Origin of the sequence: Synechococcus sp. R8-2 (assembly GCF_047461715.1) — a bacterium.
Classification (GTDB): Bacteria; Cyanobacteriota; Cyanobacteriia; order Thermostichales; family Thermostichaceae; genus Thermostichus.
Genome location: NZ_JANSHQ010000308.1, coordinates 1 through 2,197, shown reverse-complemented (window position 1 = coordinate 2,197; position 2,197 = coordinate 1). Strand labels below are relative to the sequence as shown.

At 60.6% G+C, this 2,197-nt stretch carries 2 protein-coding genes; both read left to right on the top strand.

All coding sequences use genetic code 11. The features are described 5' to 3' along the window. Nucleotides 1–61 precede the first annotated feature (61 nt). Complete coding sequence (locus NW819_RS08015; RefSeq protein ID WP_414413438.1) at nt 62–1,594, top strand: hypothetical protein; 1,533 nt, start codon at nt 62–64, stop codon at nt 1,592–1,594. 66 nt (nt 1,595–1,660) lie between these two features. After that, nucleotides 1,661–2,179, top strand: coding sequence for a DUF4330 domain-containing protein (locus NW819_RS08010; RefSeq protein ID WP_414329249.1), 519 nt, complete (start codon nt 1,661–1,663; stop codon nt 2,177–2,179). The last annotated feature ends 18 nt before the right edge of the window (nt 2,180–2,197 follow it).

The window sequence follows — 2,197 nt, the reverse complement described above, 5'->3', positions numbered from 1 at the left end:
ATTGACTAGAGTCATGCTCCCCAAGTTCTGGCTGCCCATACCTGTCTGTTGTTTGTAACCTATGAGTCAGATGTCTGCCCGGTCGGGATCTTACTGGCGCGCAACCCTGACGCGGTGGTTCCCACAGCCTCTGGATCGCTGGGTTGCCCGGATTACCCTCTGCAACCTGGCCATCGGGGTGATCCTGGTGGTGTTGGGCAACCACACAGCTCCTTACGTGCGGGACTTTAACTGGCAACAGCAACGGGTGGGGGCGCAAGAAGTGCAGATGGTGCTCACCTTCAACCGCCCGATGGATCCCGTCAGTGTTGAAGAGCATTTGGAGATCCAGCCCCCTCTGCCAGGCCGAATGCGCAAGCTGGGTCGCCGCTTTTTTTGGACGCTGACAGAACCAGCCCCTTACGGCCAGACCTACCGGGTGCGCCTGCAGGCAGCGGTAGATGAACGGGGCCAGCCCATGGCCCAGCCCTTTGAGGGGGAATTCCGCACGCCGGATCGGCAGTTGCTGGGGATCAGCACCGAACCTGCCCAGCGAGGGCGAATGTTTCTGTTCAACCTGGAGACGGGATCCACTACCCTGCTGACTCCGGCTGGGGTCAAGGTAACCCAAATGCAGCCCAGTGCCGATGGCCGCTTCGTGTACTATTTCGCCACGGCCACCAACCCACAGCACCAGGATCTGTACCGACTGGATCTGGAGGATCAGTCTTCGCAGTTGCTGCTGGATCATCAGGGTTACCAAAACCTGCGCTTCCAAGTCTCGCCGACGGGGGAACTGGTGGTGGCAGAGCGGATCCCGCTGCAACGGGATCCCATGGCTGCCGTCCAGACGGAGCTGTGGATCCAGAAAACGAGCCGGGATCCCTTTGAACGTCTAGAGCTGGATACGGCGGTGGGGGGAGATTTTTTCATTAGCCCCGATGAGAGCAGCCTGCTCATCTCGCAGGGACAGGGGGTGGGGATCGTACCCTTGCATCCACGGGCGGCAGCGGAGAGCTTTCTAGCCCAGTTCGGCCAAACCTTAGCCATCCGCCCCGATGGGGCTTTCGGGGCTTTGCTGCGCTTCAATCCCGACTACACCCGCAGCCTCTCCATCGTCAGCAATACCGGCAACAGCGAGGAGATTTTGAGAACCCAGGGATCCATCCTGAAAGGGGCTTTTTCCCCGCGGGCGCCCATCTTCTACGCCTTGGTCAGTGAGGTCTCTCACGTTAGCGGTGCGGAGCATTATTCTGTTGGCGAGGTCGCGATGGACTCCCCCAGCTACACCGAGTCGCCCCGCCTGCTGGCGATAACGCTCGGCACTGAAGCAGGCAACGCCATAGAGGTGGTTCGAGCCACCTATCCCGTCGATCTGGACTTCAGCATTTCCCCGGATGGACGCATGCTGGCCTACACGCTCTTGGAACCGTTCCCAGGGATCCCGGATCCCTCGGCTCCCCTTAGCCGTAGCGGGCAAGCCATCATGGCCTCGCAAGTGTGGTTGGTGGATTTGCAGGACGGGCTGCCCATTCCTGATGGACAAAGTGGTTCGCACCGCTGGCGGGAACGCCGCCTACCACTGGGCAGCAGCGCCCTAGCCTGGATCCCTTAGGGCGAGAAAGCCACTTGGAGAACAAACCTGCCTAGAATCAAGACAGGGTGTGCGAGGAGAGGTGATATGCGGCTCATTGACGAGCAGGGGCGGCTTTTGGGAAAGGTCAGCCTCTTGGATCTGGGAGCTCTGGCAATTGTGGTGGTGGCCATTGTCGCCGTCTTGTTCTTTCCGGGTCGGCAGGCGGGCAGTGTCGTCCAGGTGGGAGGTGGCCCCACGCTGCCGGTGGAAGTGGACATGATTGTGCGCGGGGTCAGCAGCCGCTCTATGGAACCTTTTCAGGCGGGGCAGAAGGCTGACCTGATCATCCGCAACCAGCCCTACGGCCAGGTGGAGGTGGTGCGAGTGGAAAATGTCAGCCGCACGGTGCCGGTGGTTTTCCCCGATGGGCGGGTGCAGAACTTGCCCGATCCCGAAGCCTATCGCCTCGACCTGGTATTTACGTTGCGGGGGCGGGGCCAGCGCACCGAGAATGGCATCGTCCTGGGCAACAATCGCGTCAAAATCGGTGTTCCCCTAGAGCTAGAGACCTTTGACTACAACTTGCGCGGCACCGTGATGGACGTGCGGCTGCCGCAATCGTAGAGCATGACTCTAGTCAAT

Bases quoted from the DNA above. Each gene is read 5' to 3' on its own strand.
- NW819_RS08015 (WP_414413438.1), top strand. From the start codon at position 62: ATGAGTCAGATGTCTGCCCGGTCGGGATCTTACTGGCGCGCAACCCTG.
- NW819_RS08010 (WP_414329249.1), top strand. From the start codon at position 1,661: ATGCGGCTCATTGACGAGCAGGGGCGGCTTTTGGGAAAGGTCAGCCTC.